Source organism: Pedobacter suwonensis (assembly GCF_007833675.1).
GTDB lineage: Bacteria > Bacteroidota > Bacteroidia > Sphingobacteriales > Sphingobacteriaceae > Pedobacter > Pedobacter suwonensis.
Window position 1 is genome coordinate 2,126,189 of record NZ_CP031708.1, and the last position, 17,117, is coordinate 2,143,305.

General features: G+C 39.9%; 10 protein-coding genes. All 10 read right to left on the minus strand.

Going from position 1 to position 17,117, the window contains the following annotated elements; translation table 11 throughout:
* Nucleotides 1-10 precede the first annotated feature (10 nt).
* The 10 genes from DV942_RS08485 to surE all read right to left on the minus strand — a co-directional run bounded on the left by DV942_RS08485 (nucleotide 11) and on the right by surE (nucleotide 17,077).
* Nucleotides 11-3,214, minus strand: a complete 3,204-nt coding sequence (locus DV942_RS08485; protein WP_244950858.1) for a SusC/RagA family TonB-linked outer membrane protein — start codon at nucleotides 3,212-3,214, stop codon at nucleotides 11-13.
* A gap of 122 nt (nucleotides 3,215-3,336) precedes the next feature.
* Nucleotides 3,337-3,897 carry a discoidin domain-containing protein gene (locus tag DV942_RS08490; protein WP_090981473.1) on the minus strand — a complete coding sequence of 187 codons (561 nt, stop codon included), beginning with the start codon at nucleotides 3,895-3,897 and terminating at the stop codon, nucleotides 3,337-3,339.
* A gap of 753 nt (nucleotides 3,898-4,650) precedes the next feature.
* Nucleotides 4,651-5,526, minus strand: coding sequence for an ROK family protein (locus tag DV942_RS08495; protein WP_134204126.1), 876 nt, complete (start codon nucleotides 5,524-5,526; stop codon nucleotides 4,651-4,653).
* A gap of 66 nt (nucleotides 5,527-5,592) precedes the next feature.
* On the minus strand, nucleotides 5,593-7,860 hold the full coding sequence (locus tag DV942_RS08500) for a GH92 family glycosyl hydrolase (RefSeq protein ID WP_145856813.1): 2,268 nt from the start codon (nucleotides 7,858-7,860) through the stop codon (nucleotides 5,593-5,595).
* Between the two features lie 505 nt (nucleotides 7,861-8,365).
* On the minus strand, nucleotides 8,366-10,024 hold the full coding sequence (locus tag DV942_RS08505) for a RagB/SusD family nutrient uptake outer membrane protein (RefSeq protein ID WP_134204128.1): 1,659 nt from the start codon (nucleotides 10,022-10,024) through the stop codon (nucleotides 8,366-8,368).
* 11 nt (nucleotides 10,025-10,035) lie between these two features.
* A complete protein-coding gene (locus DV942_RS08510; RefSeq protein WP_134204129.1) occupies nucleotides 10,036-13,071 on the minus strand; it encodes a SusC/RagA family TonB-linked outer membrane protein in 3,036 nt (1,011 codons plus the stop codon).
* 346 nt (nucleotides 13,072-13,417) lie between these two features.
* Complete coding sequence (locus DV942_RS08515) at nucleotides 13,418-14,422, minus strand: LacI family DNA-binding transcriptional regulator (protein ID WP_134204130.1); 1,005 nt, start codon at nucleotides 14,420-14,422, stop codon at nucleotides 13,418-13,420.
* Nucleotides 14,423-14,685: 263 nt separating this feature from the next.
* Nucleotides 14,686-15,789 carry a lipid-A-disaccharide synthase gene (gene lpxB / locus DV942_RS08520; protein ID WP_145856815.1) on the minus strand — a complete coding sequence of 368 codons (1,104 nt, stop codon included), beginning with the start codon at nucleotides 15,787-15,789 and terminating at the stop codon, nucleotides 14,686-14,688.
* A gap of 170 nt (nucleotides 15,790-15,959) precedes the next feature.
* The gene (locus DV942_RS08525) at nucleotides 15,960-16,229 is read right to left on the minus strand and encodes a stationary phase survival protein SurE (protein ID WP_244950859.1); all 270 of its coding nucleotides are present in this window, start codon (nucleotides 16,227-16,229) and stop codon (nucleotides 15,960-15,962) included.
* A gap of 8 nt (nucleotides 16,230-16,237) precedes the next feature.
* The gene (gene surE / locus DV942_RS08530; RefSeq protein WP_134204133.1) at nucleotides 16,238-17,077 is read right to left on the minus strand and encodes a 5'/3'-nucleotidase SurE; all 840 of its coding nucleotides are present in this window, start codon (nucleotides 17,075-17,077) and stop codon (nucleotides 16,238-16,240) included.
* Nucleotides 17,078-17,117 lie beyond the last annotated feature (40 nt).

A 17,117-nucleotide genomic window follows, 5' to 3' on the forward strand; every position in this document is an offset into this window, starting at 1 on the left:
TCTTCTTATTTTAAAAATTAGCGGTTAAACCTAAAGAATAGTTAGAGGTTAACGGATACCTTGTACCGTTGTTGGTTAATAATTCAGGATCCCAAAGCTTGAATTTGCTGATGGTAAACACATTGTAACCTGTAGCATATACCCTTAAACGTTTAACGCCAAGGGATTTGATTCCATTTTTTAATGTGTAACCTAAATCTGCATTTTTTAGCCTCAAGAAACTGATATCACGTTTCCACCAGGTACTCGATTGATAGTTATTGTTGTTGGTACCGCCATAAGATAAACGTGGATAAACGGCGTCCTGACGTGGGTTGGTTGTGGTCCAGCGATCGGCAGCTACAGCCAACATATTACCTAAACCACCAGAATAGGCAAAGGATGGAATGTTTAACAGAATGTCTGCGTTATCCTGTCCCTGGAAGAATAAACCGAAGTCGAAGTTTTTGTAGGTTAAAGAGAAACCAAAACCATAAGTGGTACTTGGAACATCTCCCCTGCCAATAATGGTCTGGTCAAAAGAATCGATTTTACCATCACCGTTTAAATCTTTATACTTGATATCACCCGGCATCAAAGTACCAAACTGGGTCGGGCTCGCATTGATTTCTGCCTGGCTATCAAATAATTTTTCTGCAATGTAACCTACACGTGTCGCAGCTAAAACATTGTAACCGCGTTGCTCCATCCATGGGTATGGTTTTGGTGCCTGATCATTTTCGATTACCTTGTCTTTATTGAAAGTGAAGTTTGCCCTCAGATTAAGTGACCAATCTTTACCAAACTGCGCATCGTACTGTATAGTACCATCAATTCCTTTATTTTCTACAATACCCAGGTTACCAATTGGCGTATTGGCCAAACCGATGTAGTTTGGTACAGTTCCCCTCTGGATAAATTGGTCTGTTCTTCTTTCTTTAAAGAAATCGACAATTAACGATAGGTTGTTATTGAACGTTTTTAACTCGAAGCCTAAATCCTGTTTGCGCGTTTCGGCCCAGGTTACGTCTACTCCATAGGCAGTTACGCCTAAACCATTATACCCAATATTTCCGGTCTGGCCAAAAGTATAACCACTTGCGCCACCTACTTTTGTTAAGTAATAAAAACGGTCGCCTTCGGCACCAGCATAGCCCGAGCCACTGGCCCCACTACCCACAATACCATCAGAATAGCGGAATTTAACCATCTGAAAAGTATTTTTAAGTGGCTCGAAAAATTTCTCGCTTGATAACAACCATCCAATACCCAATGCAGGGAAGAAACCATAACGTTTATCAGGTGCAAAGTTTTCAGAACCATTGTAGCCCACATTAAACTCAAAGAAATATTTATTGTCGTAAGCATAAGTGGCGCGACTGGCAACCCCTTGTAAACGATAAGGAAGAGATAACGTTAGGTTTCCGGCAAATGGCGTACTGTTATCGTTTTGGTTATATAATAATAAACCCGAAACAGCATGTTTACCAAAGGTACGGTTATAATTGATGGCCGCCTCGAAATACATTTTTTTGTCACCGCCATTGCTGATCCCATAATTTAGGAAATCTTGTCCCTGGAGAACCAATCCGTATTTGTAACCCGACGCAGGGTTATTTGCCACGATATAAGGATCGTTAGGATTGATCCTGTAAATGGTTTCCCTTTTGGTTCTCGCTATCGCGTTGTTGTTGTTCACATCAAACGAGAACATAGAAGTAACCGACAAACCCGGGGTCAGTTCTTTTAAATCCTGTGTCAAACGTAAATTTGAATATAATTGGTTGCTGTATCCTGTTCTATATCCATTTCTGGTCACATCGCCATAAGGATTACGTTGATCGGCCTGTGGACTGATACCAGGTAAACTTCCATTTGGATAAAGTACCGGGAATGAAGTTGGATTGATCAAAAAAGCCTGACTGAAGATATCCTGGGCGCCGAGATTACTCGGAAAATTGCTCTGCGACAGAATGCCTTTAATACCCAAATCCAGTTTGGTGGTACCCGTAACATCCCAATTTAAGTTTGTGCTCACATTGTAGCGACTAAAGCTTTGTTTAACAGCAGAATTTACCGCTTCGTCTGTTTTAAACAAACCATCTTCACCATAATAACCTAATGAGACGTAATATTTAGCATTACTAACACCACCCGATAGGTTGGCTGTTCCCGATCTGTTATGGCCAAAATCGTTATAAATGGCGTCAAACCAATTTACGTTTGGATAAAGGATCGGATCGGTACCTGCAGCTGTTTTTTGGATGGCATCTATAGAATATGCCGGTGTAAATGCACCTGCTGCACCACCGCGTAAATAATCAGAATACTTCGCCTCATTGGCTAAGTTCATGTAATCTACACCGTCAATCAATTTTGGCCTTTTTGTGAAACGGCTCACCCCTTCATAGTACTCAACGTTAATTCTTGGCGTACCGATTTTACCTTGTTTGGTGTTGATAAGAATTACGCCGTTTGCACCACGGATACCATATACCGCTGTTGCTGCAGCATCTTTAAGTACAGTAAAATTCTCCACATCATATACACTGATATCGTTTAGGTTACGGTTAGGTACACCATCAATAATAATAAGCGGTCCCCTGTCTCCAGAGTTAAGTGAGGATATACCTCGGATAAAAATATCCGATCCGGTTGCACCTGGTTCACCATTCCGGGAAACGTTAACCACTCCGGGGATACGGCCCGCCAATAACTGGCTCATACTGGAAACCGGTTGCTTTAATTCGTCAGCTTTTACTGATGATTGTGCACCAACCAAACTTTCCTTTTTCTGCGTACCGAAACCCACAATGGCTACCTCCTGTAAATTGGCGCCAACAGTTTCCTTTAAACGGATATCCAATACGGTTTGTGTACCCACGGTGATCTCTTTCGAATCGTAACCAACATATGTAATGATCAAAACAGCATTCTGATCAGGAACGGTAATGGTAAATGCTCCATTTACGTCTGCCGCAGCGCTTGTGGAACTTCCTTTAACTTTAACCCCTGCACCTGGCAATGGCGCACCGGTTTCATCTTTAATGATACCGCGGATTACGATATCAGCCTTGGTTTGATTCACCGCAGCCGAACTGTTTATATTAATGGCCGAAGCGCTGGCCTTTGCACAAAAACCAGTGCTTAAGGCCAATGCAAAAGCGATAGCTTTAAAAGCACAATGTTTAAGCCTGAGCCTGGCCCCAGTTAAATTTGTATTTTTCTTCATCATAAAATTAGTTTGTTGTAAACAGATTACTGTTATTTGGTCTATTGATCAGTTGAAATGGATTCTCTATTCTACCGCTTAGCCGGTAGAAGATATTGGTATGTCTTATTTCAAAGGCCGGCAAATTACTGTTGCTCTTCAGGCACTTCAATTACACGCCACTCGGATAACTGGAATAAAGAACCGCCGTTATTCGCCGTAACACTTAGCCTGTATAATTTATACAGCACTTTGTTTTTAAAATTGTATGTTTTAGTCGTGTTACGGCCCGAAAAAGTCTCGCCAGTCCGGGTATCCAGGTCTACCCAGGTATTTCCATCTGTAGAACCGCTTAATTTCCAGTTTTTCGGATCCCGGTCGGGCGCATCATTGCCCGAAGTTAAAGTGTAAGATGCTACCTGTTGAGCTGAAGGGAAAGCTAACTGCAGGTAAAGGCTTGATTGATAAGGGTTGATCAGAAATTTTGAATTGATATCATTATCAACCACTTTTAAAGATCCTTCAGCGCCTGAAGCACCGCCCGAATTTTCGACATTAACTGAAAGTACCGCCTTTGCGGTTACATCTACCTTTGCTTTCCAGGTAAAAAGATCCACTGCCGGGTATTCTTCTTTACCACATCCAAGAATTAAAGCTAGGGCAAAGCAGAGCCCAACAGCTTTCCTGGTCATTTTTAAAAGATTCATAATAGTTTGATTATAGTTTGTTGTTTATTAAAATGTGCTATATCTATTTGATTGATCAGAAATTAATCGGTTTTAAAAAAAGCAAATGATCAGCTGTTCAGCAACCTTTTTACCCGTGCCACATACCCGTATAAATTGACCGGTATTAATTATAAACGGCATATTTTGGCCACACGATTCAGGTTGCTTTAAGCATCAGCCTCTTTCTGTTACGAATAAAAACTAATATTGCCTATAGCCATAAGCTGGTTTAATGAGTTTTTTGGTCATGATGAGTAATGGTTTGGTTGGTTGATTGGTTGGTTAAGCGGTAGAATTTGACGTATCAGCATGTAAAATTTATCTCATTTAAGCTCCTCCTTATTTTTAATGAATAAATAGTTATTTCGGCTAAACTAAAACGTTTTAGTATTTGAACATAAAAAAAAAGCCCCAATCTGACAGATTAACACTTTGTTTTTTCCTGGCCCTTACTAAAATGCTTAAACAATTCAAGACTAAAACGTTTTATTAAACAATAATAAGCATATTCTTAATAAATTAAAAAATTATTTATTTTTTTCGGAAACTTATTGGGAACGGTTATTTCGCTGAAACAATTGGAAATTACCGTAATAAACAAATATCTTTTTTAAGATATCGTTTTCTTTAAAACAGGAATAAAGGAAAATTGAATTTAACTACAGAATTAGCATTAAAATCTAATCCTGTAGTCTAAAATAAGCATGGGACCGTGTAACCATCCAAAAAATATCAGGTTAAGCTTAAATCGCAGCAGCTTGCAGCACCAATTAATGCCGCATGCTCTTTTAGTTCTGAAATTTTGATTTCAGCATCTACACCATTTCCCTTGAGCGTTGCCGTCAATTCGGGCGCAAATGCACTAAAAGACTGTGCAATGTTCCCCCCAACAATTACGGTATTTATTTTGTACTTCCTGATCACAGGGATCAGGAACTGGGCCAGGTTATAGCCAAATTCCATAAATACCATCGTTGCAAAATGATTGCTTTCTACCATTCCCACCAGTTCCTTAACACCCTCTACCTCTTCACCGCTCAATTGCTTAAAACGTTTTACGAACCAGCGCGTAGATAAGTAGTCTTCAGCAATTCCATCCAAAAAAGGAGAATTCCACAAGTCTGCATCATAGGCCTTATCATTTAAACAAAGTGAAGATCCGAGCCCGGTTCCCAGGGTCAGGCCCAATACGTTCACATTTCCTTTGGCAGCCCCCGCAAAAACCTCTCCCTGTAAAAAACCGGCCGCATCGTTTATAAAATGGATATTTTCCAAGGCAATGTCCAATCTTTTCGCAAGTTCTTCTTTCACATTAACCTGATAAAGCGATTTAAACTTATCCTGGTCTTTGATCAAGGAGATTCCCTCTTTATAATTAAAGGGTCCGGGCATGGCTATGCCTACATTCCTGCTGCCATTTTTTATTTCCTGGAAAGCTTTATTGATAATATCGCACCATGCCGACAAAATCACTTCCTTATTCTCCTGTGAATTCACAGGGCTACGCTTGATAGAATTTTCCATTAAGGTTCTAGTTTCCAAATCTACCAATGCGGCTGTAATATGCGAGCCGCCAATATCTACACCTAATGCAACAGGCTTTTCCATTCTATATATATTTCTATTCTCTTCTTTATCAATTTAACTAATTCGGCAAAAGTAGTCATTCATTATCTATTTACTAATTGAAAATGGCTTATCTTCTTCCAATATCCCCCTATTTAACGAAGGTTTAACATTCATTTCCAATTTTAGCAGGCCACCTTTTAATAAATCGCTGTGATTTAAAAAGTTTTTGGTATAATTTTCGCCATTTAAGCTTGCAGATTTTATATAAACACGATTAACATCGTTTGCCGGCGCTTCAATGATAAATTTTTTACCATTTTCCAGGTGAATAGTTGTTTTTTTGAATACCGGGCTGCCTAAAACATATTCACCAGATCCAGGGGTTACACTATAAAAGCCTAAAGCGCTTAATACGTACCATGAAGAGGTTTGCCCCTGGTCTTCATCTCCCGGATAACCGTTTTCTGTAGCATCATAAAGTTTACGCATCACCTCACGGGCATGAAATTGTGCTTTCCAGGGTTGATTGGCATAGTTGTATAAATAAACCATATGCTGTATGGGTTGATTGCCATGTGCATATTGTCCCATGTTGGCCATTACCATTTCAGTCATTTCGTGGATCATCCCACCATAAGAGCCTACATTTACCGTATTGGGCTGGCTGAAAACAGAATCCAGCTTCGAAACAAAGTGATTATTTCCACCCATCAGGTTGATTAAACCTTTGGTATCCTGAAAAACCGACCATTGCCAATGCCAGGCATTGCCTTCTGTAAACGGGCCTCCCCATTCGGTTGGATCAAAATCCGGCGACCATTTGCCCTCCGCATTTTTTCCCCGCATAAAACGTGTAGAGGGATCGTAAACATTTTTATAGTTAAACATGGGTTTCTCAAAAACCTCCATGTAATGTTTATCGCCGGTCATTTTGGCTAAGGCATAGGCACAATAATCATCGTAGGCATACTCCAGTGTTTTTGCGGTAGCTTCTCTGTATTTTGGATAAGGAACATATCCCAATTGGTTATACTCGGTTACCCCATCTCTGCCATTAGCCGGACCCCATGGCCCCTTGTTCATGGCTTCATGGTAATAGGCTGCCAAAGCCTTTTTAGGATCAAATGTCCTGATCCCTTTTGCCCAGGCATCGGCAAACAGCGAAATGGCATGATTACCGATCATACTCCCGGCTTCACTTGGAAAAGACCAGGAGGGCAGCCAACCGCATTGCGTGTAGGCATCGAGCATGGCTTGCATATAACGGCCGTGCATTTCTGGTTGTACCAAGGTATTTAGCGGAAACTGGGCGCGGAAAGTATCCCAAAAACCCGTATCGGTAAACATGTAACCGTCATGCACTTTACCATCGTAAGGACTAAAATAATAAGGTTTGCCGGCTTCGTTAACTTCATAAAATTTCCTGGAAAACAAACTTGCCCTGAAAAAGCAAGAATAAAAAGTTTCCATGTCTGCTTTAGATCCCCCTTCTACTTCTATCTTACCCAGCGATTTATTCCAAACTGCCGCTGCACGGGCTTTTGTATCTTCCAGCGTTTTATCATTCCCCAGTTCTCTTTTTAAATTGAGTTCTGCCTGTTTTAAACTAATGTAAGAAGAAGCTGTTTTTACCTGAACTTTTACACCCCGTTCAAACTCTACAAAAGCGCCCTTACCAAAGCCTTCTGCAGAAACAGAATCTTTTGAAATGGTATTCCGTTTATTTTCCCAGGTACCATAAGCTTTAACTGGCTGATCAAACTGAATGACAAAATAACTTTTCCAGCCTTTTTTAAAGCCTTCACCATTGTTTACCCAACCGGTTATCTTGTTTTCTTTTGGCAAAATCTGAACGCCGCTGAGTCTGGTATAACCATCTAAAATCAAAAAGCTTCTTTTGCTTTTTGGGTAACTGAACCTAAGGTGTGCACCCCGCTCCGATGGTGAAATTTCGGTGGTGATATCGTTTTCAAATCTTACCTTGTAATAGTTTGGCTTTGCAACCTCATCCTGGTGACTAAATTTAGCTTCGCGCTTATCTTCGTTTACCTCCAGTTCATCAACCATGGGCATTAGAGAGAATACCGCATAGTCCCTTGTCCATGAGCTGCACTGGTGCGCCTGCTGAAAGCCCCTTATTTTATCTTTAAAGTATTGGTACTTCCAGCCATCGCCATTTTTACCGGTTTGGGGTGTCCAGGTGTGCATGCCAAACGGCAGTGCCGTTGTTGGGTAGGTGTTGCCCCGGGTAAGTTCGTGTTTAGAATTGGTACCCTGCAGGGTGTTTACATATTGAACCCAGTTTTTCTGCTGCGCCAATAAACCTTTGGTAGCGAGGCAGCATAAAATGGATATGATTAATTTAAATTTCATTTGTGTGTTTGGTTTTCTTTGTCTGGCCAATTAACCTCTATCTCACTTGTCTTTCACCAGTCGCATTGATCATTATAACCTGACCGGGAGATTGATATAAGCGTGATATCAGATTAATGAAAAAGCAAGCCCGATATTCTTGACTTCTGCAATTAAAAAATAACGAGGTTTAACTAAAGGAGAACTTTTTCATAACTAATATTTGGTCACTTCCACATATAAATCGTTTTACTAAACCTCATCTATTAATTCCAAATTTCAGGGAAAGAAAAACCATTAAATGATCGCTGGTTTAACGGGATGATGTTTGTTTGGTATCGATTTAACGTAAAACGATTTAGCAATCCAATATTAATAAAAAAACAAACAGCTTTTACTGTTTAAATATGTAACATATAGGTTACATATTTTTCGGATGAGAAACTATCTCATCATTTTTTCATAAAATACAAAGCCGCATCATAGTTTGATTTATGATGCGGCTTTTTTTAACCTAAATTATTTATTAATTGTAACCTGGGTTTTGTGCCAGGTTTTCATTAAGCGTACGCTGAACCTGAGGAATTGGAAACAGATTTCTGAATGTTGCAGAAGGGGTATGATCCCACCAGCTAGCTGTAGTGAATTTACCAAACCTGATTAGGTCATTTCTTCTAAAACCTTCAAAAATAAATTCCCTTCCTCTTTCAGATAAAAGTTCATCTAGGGTTAATGTTGCTGGTGTGTAAGCCCTAGTTGCCCAATCTGCGTCTTTAAATGCTCTCTTTTTACAATCATTAATTAATTGTACAGCTTCAGCAGTAGCTACCCCACCATTTTTACGCATAATCGCTTCAGCCTTGGCAAAGTATATCCATGTCAAACGGTAAATATTCCAATCTGTGTTATTGTAATTTGGATCGATAGGTACTGTCACTCCATTTACAACGCCAGCAACCTGATTACCTAATTTATATTTGTTAAAACGAACGCCACTGTTTTCTTCACCTTCGCTCATATTAGATACGGTAGATCCGATTTTATTTTTACGGATGTTATCTACAAAAACGATCTGTTGACCATCATATTCGTTTCCGCCTCTGGCAAGCGCTGGTTGACCATTATCAAATCTAAACATTGGGCCTTCCAATAACCAACCTCTTTTTCTTAGATCGGCATCTTCATAATTAGTAAATACTCCGGGAACTACTACGACACCATCATTTCCATTCCGAGAGCCGCCATAGATTTGATCTTGCTGGAAATGATAAAACTCACTTGTCCAGGAAGGTTGAAAAGAAGCTTTTTGGAATTCATAAGCAATTGAAAAGATTACCTCCTTAGATAAATCGTTACTTGGTTTAAACTGATCAACAATATTCGGGTCTAGCTGCATTGTACCATTTTGGGCACCACCATCACCTGAAATTAATTTATTTGCCGCTGCGATACAATCATCCCATCTAGCTGTGCCTGTCCAAATCTCGGCATTAAGATAAAGTTCAACTAACATGGCATAACCACCAGCTTGGCTCATCCTACCGATCATGTTCCTTGATAATTTTGGTGCTTTATCAATATTTTCTTTAATTTCCTTTTCGATAAAGGCAAAAACTTGTGCACGTGGTAAGGTGGTAGGTTTTGCAGGTATCCCCACTTGTGTAACCACGGGAATGTTACCAAAAAGATCCATCAGCTTAAGGTAGTGAAAAGCCCTAAACAACTTTAGTTCTGCGATATATGCATCTTTCTCTGCTTGAGTAATGCCCATCTGTACCAGACTACGTTTTTCAAGATTTCCTATTGGATCATTACATAGGCCCATCCCCCAATACATAAGTGACCAGGCATTATTTAAAGGCACGTCACCACTTAACCAGTTGTGGTAATGTAATCGTTTCCATTTACCATCGTCTTCTCCATGGCGTCCTTTCGTGGGCCATGCAAGCTGATCTGCCGATAATTCGGCAGGGCGCCACCAGCCATCCTGACCAGAAGGAGTAACCCAAGCATTGGCGTGGGTATATGGTCTTAAAACGGCTGAAAGTACCTCATTTTTATTATTATAGAAGTTATCACTAACCAATTCACTATACACTGTTTCATCCAATTTTGTACATCCATTTATTAAGAAAACAGAAGTTATTAAAACGGATGCCAAAATAATTTTTTTATAATTTTTCATCTTGTTCAATATTAAAATCCAAAGTTCACGCCGAATAGGAATTGTCTGGTCGCCGGATACGGGCTTCTTGTATCAATACCCAAGCTTCTTCCGTTTATCTCCTGCCCCATTCCTACGTCTTGAATATAATCTGGATCATTTCCAGTATAAGAGGTGAATGTTACCAGGTTCTGTCCGGTTGCATATATTCTTAAATTTCTGAAAGACTTAGAGTTCAATTTGAAAGTATAACCCAGGGTAATTTCGTCAATTTTCAAGAAATCACCTTTTTCCAGATAGTAATCGGCATACATATAAGTATCCTTTATTTCAGCATACTTTGTGAACGCACTATTTAAAAGATTGGTGGTCGCTCCATTTTTATTTCCATAAGAAATTGCAGTAGTATTTAACACATCAAAATCTAGTTTACTTCTTAGGAAAACCCTTAAATCGAAATTTTTATAGGTAAAGCTATTTGTTAATGATAGATAGTATTTGGGGATTGCATTACCAATTACAGCTAAATCAGTCTGATCTCTGAATGGCGAAGTATTAATGTTTTGGTTAGAAACAACCGCACCGTCTTTGGTATAGAATTGCCATTTACCGTCTGGCGTAAATCCAGCAAACCGCTTGCCCCAGAACTCGCCAATGTTACGTCCTTCGTAAGTTCTGAATGCATTACCTAAAGCTCCAAAACCTCCTATAGAACCAAACTCTTTCATATCTCTTCTATACTCATCATTGGAATAACTATCTAACTTATTATCTGTTGTACTTCCGGCAAAATCAATTCTCCACGTAAAATCACGTTTTTTAATTGCAGAATAGCTTAGCGTCAACTCGATACCTTTTGCAGACACTGTTCCAACATTAGTGTAAATTGATGATTGAATAAAAGGAGGTTGGGGAGACGTATAGGTATCCAAAAGATCCTTTGTTACCCGCTTATATAGGTCGATGGATCCAGTAAGCTTGTTATTCAACACGGTAAAATCAATCCCGATGTTGGTTTCTCTTTTACGTTCCCATCTCAAATTTGGATTAGGGTTTCTGCTTGGCCCATATGTTTGCTGATATTCTCCTGTCGGGAACAAATATATTCCACCTGGACCAAGAGTTACCAATGATGCATAATTGGCAAACCCTGAGTTGCCAGTTTCTCCGTAACCAACTCTAAGCTTCAAGTTATTTACAAACTTTACATTCTTCATAAAGTCTTCTTGGGTGATATTCCAACCACCAGAAATTGCGGGGAAAGTTGCCCATTTATTATTCGCACCAAATCTGGATGATCCTTCCCTTCTGATAATTGCCTGAGCAAAATACTTGTCGCCAAGGGCATAATTAATTCTTCCGAAAAGTGCAATAAGTGTGTTGTCGTTTTTAAAGCTACCCAATCCAACTGTATTCACCTTAATTGGCACACTTCCTAAGTTATTATCTTCAAAAAGATCGTTCACATAACCACGGTTATTTGCATTGAAGCCCTCATTCACTTCGTAACGATAGCTATAACCACCAATTGCCGATATCTTATGCTTGCCAAATAACTTTGTATACTCTAAAGTCGGCTCTATGTTAAAATTTTGATTAAGTTCTGTTACCCGTGATGCATAACCTCCGTTAGGAGCATCGTTATTTTCTACCGAGTTTTGACTTGCTCTATCACGATATTCGCTCCATATCCTGGAGTCGCGTTGTACAGCGCCAAAAACAGATGCTTTAAGATCTTTAATTATCTCCAATTCCAGTTTACCATCTGCCGAAGTAGTCTGTTGCTGAACCCCATAACGCTCCTGCTCTAATCTAGCTAGCTCATTCGTAATAGTTCTGGTAAATTGATAAGTGCCGTCAGGATTATAGTAAGATTCTGTTGGATTTTTAGTCAATACATTTTCCCATCCGCCACCACCTAATAAATTGGCTTTATTAAAATTGGTCGCTAAATTAAACTGCGCACTTAGTTTATTTTGAAATCCTCTTTGGGTTAAACTTAAACGGGCACCATATTCTTTTCTACTGTTTTCTTTGGCAAAGCCTTGCAGTTCACGGTAGTTAACACTTGCCCGGTAATTCGAATTCTCGCCCCCACCTGACACAGCGAGATTGTGATTGTTTGATAAGTTGTTTTTATTAATCAGATCTTGAAAATAATCAAAATCGCCCCCTTTATCTGAAGCCTTATATTCACCACTGGCAATCCGAGCTCTCCATTGCTCGGCAGTCATAAAGTCCGGTCTTTTTACTAAACTTTCATGTCTTACATAAGCATTGTAATTGAATACAGAAGGTCCTTTTTTACCCTTTTTTGTTGTAACGATGATTACACCAGCATTTGCTCTTGTACCATAGATAGCAGCGCCAGAACCATCTTTTAATACACTGAAAGATTCAATATCATCCTGTTGAAGCAAATCCAGATTACCACCGGGGATTCCATCGATAATAATTAAAGGACTTGAGGTACCAGTAATAGTAGTTACACCACGTAGTTGGATACCAACACCACTATTTGGGTTACTACTATTTCTAGAAATTTGCAGACCAGCTACTTTACCAACCAGTAAGTCAAGCGGATTACGAGATCCGCTCTGCCTGAATTGTGTGGTATCCACTTTCGCAATTGCTGAGGTTATTTCTTTTTCTTTAAGTGTACCATATCCCACCACGACTACATCATCTAGCTTCGTGTCAGATGATATTGCTAGTTTAATATTTAGTGAGGTTTGGTTTGCTACTGTGATGTTTTGAGTGATATAACCTACATAACTGATCCTTAGCACATCGCCTTCATTCGCCTCTATATTAAATTTTCCGTTACCATCAGTTACAGCACCCTTACCTGATGTGATATTTTTAATACCCACGCCCGGTACTGGCTGATTGTTTTCATCGACAATTGTTCCGGAAACAACTTTCCTTACCGAAACATGCTTTGCCAGCCGGCGCTCGCCCGATCGCCCTCCTTCGACTCCCGATTTTGTGTTCATTGAAAATGCAGGACTATTCAGCAATACAATTGCAGCCGACAGCCCCGTAATTTTAAGTAAATTAATTTTCATCAACGGTTTTGTTAAATTATTATAAAAGATTAGTTATTTTTTTTCCTGGTATTGGTTTATCTGGGTTAAAATGACCGCGCGAAACAAATTGCCGGACATTTTAGGATGTAATATGATTTAAGGTGTTGGATTTGGTGACGACATAAACGAATGAAACAAGCCATTCTACTTTCTAGCTTCGGTAAAGCCGGTTAAAATTTTGTAAGGAGCTGCTGTAATTTTCATGAAAAATTTAATTGGTTAGCCTAAAACGATTTAGCACACCAATAATAGGGATTATTAATTAAAATAAAACGATTTAGTATGTAAAAAAAATATTACACCTTAACCGAGAAGCATTTTTCAATTAATCCCTTAGTACCAGGCGGGTGGGGATAATCAGTTCTTCAGCAGGCAGTTTGCCTTTCGATGAAAGGCGGTTTAAAATCAGTTTAATAATGGCTTCAGCTATTTCTTCCAAAGGTTGCTGGATGGCTGATATGCGGGGAGTATGCAGTTCAAAAGCTTCATGGTCATCGTAGGCAATTACGGCAAAATCATCGCCTATTTTTTTATCAATCTGCTTAAGCGCTTTTAAGCCACTAATGGCCAGATAATTGGTTACAAACAATACGGCATCCACCTTTTTGCTCTCCAATAATGATTTAATCTGTACGATGGTTTCGTTTTCTTCCTGGTTAAAATGGATTTTTAATACCAGGTCATCGTCATAAGCAATTCCGTTATCTTCCAGTGCTTTTTTGTAACCATCGTGGCGTTCTGTAATCTGCGCTACATTGATATCCGTGGTTACCAAAGCAATGTTCTTTTTGCCCTGATCAATAAAACTCTGTATGGATTGGTAAGAGGCGTTAAAATGATCGGCACCCACATAACTGGTGTCAACATCGGGCAAATTTCTGTCGAAAAAGATTACCGGGTTACCGTCATCCAGCAGCATCTGAACATCTTCTTCTATCCCTTTTATCGGGGAGATGATGTAGGCATCAACTTTTCGCGATTTGAACAGGTTGATCAGTTCCTTTGCTTTATCAACATTGTTTTCTGTACTGGAATAAATAATTTTATAACCTCTTTTATAGGCTTTATCCTCAATTAACCTCGCAATCCTCGAAAAAAAGGAATTGGAAATATCTTCGATAATCAGGCCAATGATGTTAGAATTGCCCGTTCTTAAACTCCTGGCAATCTGGTTGGGTTTGTAACCGCTTTCTTCAATAATTTTCTTTACCTTCTCAATTACCGCTTCGCTGATCGACTTCTCTTTGGCTTTACCATTGATGATGAAGGAAACGGTGGTAATGGATACGTTTGCTTTTACGGCTATATCTTTGATAGAAAGCGATTTCATTTGGTTGGAATTTCTGTAAGTTAATTAATTCAAAGCTAAATAAAAAATGCAGCTTTTAAGTTTTTGCCATTTATAAAGGCGCAATTTAACATTTTTTGTATTAATCGTCTCAGAAACGTTTATTAATAATCCAGGTTCTATCTATTATATACGCTAAAAAAAATAAACTATCCAGTTGCCTGAATAATTTCTTAGGGCAGGTAACCCGGTATCGCCGCGGCCGGCTTTTCCCTTAAGTTCCGCGCCAATTTGGTCAACATTCCTTATTTCAGATAACCGGTAATCAATCCGGCCGTTTTTGCCGAAGCACCCGGTTTCCCCATCAGTAAAAGCAGTTCGTCATAATGTTTTAACATCGCCTCCCGTTCTGCTCCTGCTATAATCAAATCAAGTTCGGCTTTTACTTTTTGTGTGTTGCAATCTTCCTGGATCAGTTCGGTAACGATTTTTTTGTTTACGATCAGGTTCACCAATGAGATGAACTTAATTTTAACCAATAGCCGTGCAATGGCGATTGAAATGGTACCGCCTTTATAAACCACTACCTGCGGCACTTTAAATAAAGCGGTTTCCAGCGTTGCCGTACCCGAGGCAACAATTGCAGCATGCGCATGGTGCAATAGGTTATAGGTTTGGTTAAAAAGCAGTTTTACTTTTTCATCTCCGGTAAACTGCCGGTAATAGGCTTCGGTAAAGTTTGGGGCAGCAGCAATGGCAAATATATAATCCGGGTAATGTGCGGTAAGGCTTAGCATTACCGGCAATAAACGCTCTATTTCCTGCCTCCTGCTGCCAGGCAACAGGGCTATAATTTTTTCATCTCCAAGCTGGTGCCCGTTGCGAAAATCCCGATCTGGTGTAAACTGCGCAATTTCATCTAATAAGGGGTTGCCTACATAATCTACCTTCATGCCCCATTCCTGGTAAAAATCCACTTCAAAAGGCAGGATACAGAACATATGGTCAACAACCTTTTTAATTTTCAGTACCCGTTTCTGGTTCCAGGCCCAAACCTTGGGCGAGATATAATAACATACTTTTATGCCATTGGCTTTTGCAAATTCGGCTATTTTTAAGTTAAAACCCGGAAAATCGATCAAAATCAATACCTCAGGTTTCCATCTCATGATATCCTCCTTACACGCCTTCAGGTTTTTAAAAATGGTACGCAGATTTAACACAACCTCGGTAAAACCCATAAAAGCCATATCGGCATAATGTTTAACCAGTTCTCCCCCTTCAGCTTCCATTTTATCGCCGCCAAAATACCTGAACACCGCTTCGCCATCCTCCGCTTTTAAGGCTTTCATTAAATTGGCGCCATGTAAATCGCCTGAGGCTTCGCCGGCTACGAGGTAGTATTTCATGTTTATTTTTTTTAAATCGTCATTGCGAGGAGGCACTACAGCCTGTCCCGACCTTTCGGGGAAGCAATCTTTTATGCTATTATTTATTTCCCGATCTACCTTTTCTTAGAAAGATTGCTTCACCCAGCCCGCAATTCTCTTCTTCAGTTCGCAATGACGGCCATTTCTATCTAAAAAACTTTATACGCAAAAAACACAAAAGCGCACAAAAAAGTGGCCGCCAATATGCCCCTGCCAATGTTTTCTTTATTGTATTTAAAAAATGTTTGCATGGTATAAGCGTTTACCGCAATACCACCAATATACAACAGATCGGCTTTGGCCAATGATGCTACATGGTGGATAACATACCAGGCAATAGCACAGCACATGGCCGGTACCAGTAAACCAATGCCCAGGCCAATCCACACTGAATTATTTAATTTTCTTAAGCGCTCCATTATGGCAGTTAACCTAAATTTAGGCCATCGGGTGCACTCACCTTGCTGCCAGCAGCTTTCGCATCACGGCCCCCTATAAAGTCCCAACTGTTTAAGGCCTGTATGGCATGGTGTGCCGTTAAATCAAACTGCACCGGCACAACCGAAACATAACCATGCTCCAATGCCCAAACATCGGTATCTTCTCCTTTATCAAAATTTTCGAAAACACCGGTCAGCCAATAGTAGGGGCGTTTGTAAGGGTCTGTCCGCTCATCAAACTCTTCCATCCATTTGGCATTGGCCTGGCGGCAAACCTTTACCCCCTTTAAGTGTTCACCCTTCGGAAAATTCACATTTAAAAGGGTACCTGCCGGCAAACCGTTGGCCAAAACCTGCTCACAAATATTTTTAATGTATTTTTTGGTATGGCTAAAATCGGCATCGGCTGCAAAATCATCGAGCGAAAAACCAATGGAAGGAATTTTTTCTATCGCCCCCTCTACCGCTGCAGACATCGTGCCCGAGTACAGTACATTAATGGAATTATTTAAACCGTGGTTAATGCCCGAAACACATAAATCGGGTTTTTTACCCTTAAAAATCTTGTTTACGGCAAGTTTAACACAATCAACCGGGGTGCCGCTGCATTTGTACATCTCTACCCCACCGTAAAGGTCAACCTTATCAAAACGGATCGGTTTGCCTATGGTAATGGCATGCCCCATTCCGCTCTGCGGGCTATCGGGCGCCACCACCACCACATTGCCCAGTTCCTGCATTACTTCCATCAGGTTTTTTATTCCTGTAGCGGTAATCCCGTCGTCATTTACCACTAAAATAGTTGGTTTTGTGCCGTGTTTTGTCATGCCGGTAAAAATACAGATTATAATTTCAAGGCACAATAAA